This is a genomic window from Peptoniphilus sp. (assembly GCF_022767005.1).
In the GTDB taxonomy this organism is placed as follows: Bacteria; Bacillota; Clostridia; order Tissierellales; family Peptoniphilaceae; genus Peptoniphilus_A.
Genome location: NZ_JALEOV010000099.1, coordinates 1 through 5,076, shown reverse-complemented (window position 1 = coordinate 5,076; position 5,076 = coordinate 1). Strand labels below are relative to the sequence as shown.

Annotated in this window: 3 protein-coding genes and 1 pseudogene; all 4 read left to right on the top strand. The window is 31.2% G+C overall.

Annotation, left to right across the window (positions count from 1 at the left end; all coding sequences use genetic code 11):
* Positions 1-201, top strand: a pseudogene (locus MR285_RS07430) (restriction endonuclease subunit S); the annotation flags it as partial.
* Positions 202-235: 34 nt separating this feature from the next.
* Positions 236-862, top strand: coding sequence for a restriction endonuclease subunit S (locus tag MR285_RS07425; RefSeq protein WP_366934099.1), 627 nt, complete (start codon positions 236-238; stop codon positions 860-862).
* 33 nt (positions 863-895) lie between these two features.
* Complete coding sequence (locus MR285_RS07420; RefSeq protein WP_293559583.1) at positions 896-3,919, top strand: type I restriction endonuclease subunit R; 3,024 nt, start codon at positions 896-898, stop codon at positions 3,917-3,919.
* A 57-nt stretch (positions 3,920-3,976) separates the two neighbouring features.
* Positions 3,977-4,876, top strand: a complete 900-nt coding sequence (locus MR285_RS07415) for a DUF4268 domain-containing protein (RefSeq protein ID WP_293559581.1) — start codon at positions 3,977-3,979, stop codon at positions 4,874-4,876.
* The last annotated feature ends 200 nt before the right edge of the window (positions 4,877-5,076 follow it).

Genomic DNA, 5,076 nt, shown 5'->3' with positions numbered 1-5,076 from the left:
AAAATAAAAATAGCTTTGCCACCTATTCCAGTTCAAAATAAAGTGGTTGAAATTTTAGATAAGTTTCAATCTTTGCTTTCTGACACAAAGGGATTATTGCCTCAAGAAATTGAACAAAGACAAAAACAATATGAATATTATCGCGAAAAACTCTTGACATTTGACGAAAATATGGTAGAGAGAGAGGGGTTACATCTCTAAGAGGTATTTAACTTTATTAAAAGAAGCTGCGGATATTGTTGGAGTTAAACTGTTTGAAGTTGAATGGAGGACATTGGGAAACATAGGAGTGTTTGAAAATGGAACAGGAATGCCTAAGAGCTTATTCAATGAAAACGGAAATGTTGGAGCAATACATTACGGTCACATTTACACGAAATACAACTTATTTGTAAAACAGCCAATCGTTAGAGTAACTAAGCAAAATGCAGATAATCTTAAAAAGGTTAACACTGGCGATTTAGTAATCGCAAAAACTTCCGAAAATATAGAAGATGTTATGAAAACTGTAGCATATTTAGGCAATACAATCTCAGTAACAGGTGGTCATGCAGCAATATTTAGACATAATGAAAATCCCAAATATCTAGCATATGTATTTAACGGCGCAAATTATTTATTAAGACAAAAGAATAAGTTAGCAAGAGGGGTTAAGGTTATTGAATTATCAACTAAGGATATGGAAAAAATAAAAATCCCATTACCATCTCTCCCAGTCCAAGAATATATTGTTTCTATTCTCGATAAGTTTAATGCACTTATCAATGATATCTCTCAAGGTTTACCTAAAGAAATAGAGTTAAGGCAAAAACAGTATGAATACTATAGGGAAAGATTAATGGATTTTCCAAGGAAAAACTAATAATTAATAATACAAATGGAAGGAGGAATTTAGATGTCAGAGAATAAAATAAATTATAATGCATCTACAATTGCCGAAATGACTGGCGGAATTATTTTAGCTAATTTTAAAAAAGACCTTGAAGTTAGAGAAACTTCCTACCAAAGTGAAGCTGAACTTGAAAGTCAATTAATTGAAAATTTGGTTTCGCAAGGGTATGAGAGGCTTATTGTAAAATCAAAAGATGAATTATATGTAAATTTAAAAATTCAAATTGAAAAGTTAAATGAAGTTTCTTTTACAAAAAAAGAATGGGAAAGATTTTTACTTGAATATTTGGATGCTCCAAGTGATGGTATGATTGAAAAAACTCGAAAAGTTCAGGAAAATCATGTCTATGATTTCATATTTGACGATGGACATTTGCAAAATATTAAGATTATTGATAAGAAAAATATTCACAACAATTTTTTGCAAGTTACTAATCAGGTATGTGGCGAAGGAAAAAACAGAAATCGTTATGATGTTACTATTTTAGTAAATGGCTTGCCCCTTGTCCATATAGAGCTTAAAAAAAGAGGCGTGAATTTACATGAGGCTTTTAACCAAATTCACAGGTATAGCAAAGAAAGTTTTAACAGCGATAATTCCCTATACAAGTATGTTCAGATATTTGTCATTTCTAATGGAACTTATACAAGATATTTTGCCAATACAACGGCGCAAAATAAAAATAATTATGAGTTTACTTGTGAATGGGCGGATGCTAAAAACAAAGTGATTTGTGATTTAGAGGACTTCACTAAGACTTTTTTTGAAAAGCGTGTCATTCTTGAAGTGCTTACAAAATATTGCGTATTTGATGTCAACAATACTCTTCTTATTATGAGACCCTATCAAATAGCGGCGACTGAACGAATTTTGTGGAAGATAAAATCAAGTTATGAGGCAAAAAAGGCAGGTAGGTCAGAAGCGGGAGGTTTTATTTGGCACACAACTGGTTCTGGCAAGACTTTGACATCCTTTAAGGCGGCAAGGCTTGCTACATCTCTTGATTTCATCGATAAGGTGTTTTTTGTTGTAGATAGAAAAGACTTAGACTACCAAACAATGAAAGAGTATCAAAGATTTCAGCCAGACAGTGTGAATGGAAGTAAAGATACAAAGGAACTTAAAAGGTGTATTGAAAAATATGACAATAGGATTGTAGTTACTACAATACAAAAACTAAATGAATTTGTTAAGAAAAATCCTAATCATGAAATTTATGATAAACATTGTGTTCTTATATTTGATGAATGTCATCGCTCTCAGTTTGGAGAGGCACAGAAAAATATAAGGAAGTCGTTTAAAAAATATTATCAATTTGGATTTACAGGAACGCCAATTTTTCCAGAAAATTCTCTTGGTGGAGATACAACAGCAAGTATTTTTGGAGCGCAACTGCACAGCTATGTTATTACGGATGCCATTCGTGATGGCAAAGTTTTAAAATTCAAAGTGGATTATAATAATATTACACCGAAATTTAGAACTGCGGAGAAAGAGGAAGATGAGAAGAAATTAGCTAAATTGGAAAATAAAATGCTACTCCATCCGCAGCGAATAAGTGAGATTACAAAACATATTCTCAAGGTATTTAATACGAAAACACATCGCAATGAGTTTTATGACTTGAAGCATAGAAGGCTCAATGGTTTTAATGCAATGTTTGCTGTACAAAGTATTGAAGCGGCAAAGTTATATTATGAAGAGTTTGAAAGACAACAGAGCAGTTTACCGGAAGAGAAAAGATTAAAAATAGCTACAATTTTTAGTTTTGCACCTAATGAGGAACAAAGGGCAATTGGAGAGATAGCAGAAGAGGATTTTGATGTTTCAGCTATGGAGATGACGGCAAAAGAATTTTTGGACAAGGCAATTGCCGATTATAATAGTTACTTCAAAACTAATTTTTCTACTAATGGGAATGAATTTCAAAATTACTATAAGGATTTGTCTCTTAAAGTAAAAGATAAGAAAGTTGATTTGTTAATAGTAGTGGGAATGTTTTTGACAGGCTTTGATGCACCTACATTAAATACATTATTTGTAGATAAAAATTTGAGATATCATGGTCTTATTCAAGCTTTTTCAAGAACTAACCGCATACTTAACAAGGTAAAAACATTTGGCAATATTGTTTGCTTTAGAGATTTAGAAAAAGCTACTCAAGATGCAATCAAAATCTTTGGCGATGAAAACAGTGTAAACATTATTTTAGAAAAGAGCTATGAAGAGTACATTTATGGGTTTAAAGATGAAGAAACTGGCAATGTAGTCAAGGGTTATATAGATATTTGTAATGAAATTATATCTAAATTTCCTGAACCTACAGAAATTATATTGGAAGCTGATAAAAAAGAATTTGTAAAACTTTTTGGTGAGTTATTGAAATCTGAGAACATTCTGAAGAATTTTGATGAGTTTGAAAACTTTGAAAAAATCATCTCAGACAGACAGATGCAGGATATGAAAAGCGTCTATGTTGACATTAGGGAAGGCATTTTAAATTCAAGGGGCAATGAAAATCCACAAGGCGATAAAATTGATTTTTCTGATGTTGAATTTCAAATTGACTTACTTAAAACAGATGAGATAAATCTGGATTATATTTTGGCTTTAATATTAGAAAAGTCAAAAGAAAATGATAATGTGGAAAGTTTAAAAGCAGAAGTTCGCAGGGTAATCAGGTCAAGCCTTGGCACAAGGGCAAAAGAAGAGTTGATTATGGATTTTATAAATAACACAAGATTGTCTGAACTAAAAAACACTGATGACATTCTTGAATCCTTTTATAGATTTGCAAAGAAAGAGAAAGAGAATAAAATTAGATCTTTAGTTGATGAAGAAAGTTTAAAAGAAGATTCAAAGCGTTTTATAGAAAAATCCATTAGTAAAGGCTATGTAGAATATGCGGGAGATGAGCTTGATCGAATCATTCCGCCGACTTCACGCAGGCATGGCGCTAGGGAAAAGAAAAAAGAATCTGTGCTAGAAAAAATAAGAAAAATTGTAGAAGTTTTTGTTGGAATATAATTACATTTTAATTTTTATATTTAAAGATGAGTTGATTTTGATATGATGGTGAATAAATTGAGATTAGGGAAATTAGAAGAAGTTGATATTAGAGAACTCTGGAAACATGAGCAATATGATTTTTCAGAATGGTTATCAAAAGAAGAAAATATTGAGATGCTAGGTGATGAAATAGGATTGACGTTGACAGATATAAACAAAGAAGTCTTTGTTGGTTCTTATCGCTGTGATTTAGTTGCAAAAGATGAAACTACGGGTATTAAAGTAATTATTGAAAACCAATTGGAAGCTACAAACCATGACCATTTAGGTAAAATAATAACATATGCATCTGGCTTAGATGCAAATGTTGTGGTTTGGATAGTTAAAGAAGCAAGAGAAGAACACAGAAGTGCAATAGAGTGGTTAAACAATAAGACGACTAAAGATGTTTCGTTTTTCTTAATGGAAATTCGTGCATATAGGATTGGAGATTCTTTGCCAGCGCCTAAATTTGTGATTATAGAAAAACCTAATGATTTCGTAAAAACAACAAACGCGAGTGTTGACAATAGAGAATTAAGCAAATCACAGGCTGAAAGGTTGAATTTCTGGAATAGATTTAATGAAGTTTTAATTTCAAGAAATAAGCCCTTTAATGTAAGAAAAGCAACAACAGATCATTGGTATGATGTTGCTATTGGCATAAGTGAAGCACATATTTCAATCACATTGGTAAATAAAACAAATAGTATAGGCATAGAAGTTTACATTAATGATAATAAGGAACTTTTTGATAGTTTATACTCAGTATCTGAAGAAATAGAAAATGAATTAGGATTTAATATGGATTGGCAAAGGTTAGATAATAAAAAGGCTTCCAGAATTATCTATTATATTAGCGGATTAGATTTTGATAATCACGAAAACTATGACGAACTTATTGTTATCAAGAGGGCTTTTAGAAATCATTTGTAAAGAAACTAGGATGGGTAAGATTTAAAAATTAATCTTAAATTAGACGAAAATGCAGTATGCAATAAATGAAAAGCCTTGATATTAAAGGAATTGAATGAAGTTGAAGTAAAAAATAAGAGTGGCAAAAATAGATTTCAAAAGCTTATAAAAAGATATTTTGAGAGTTTACGCTTGTATATTAAAAAAGATAGCTGTTGCTA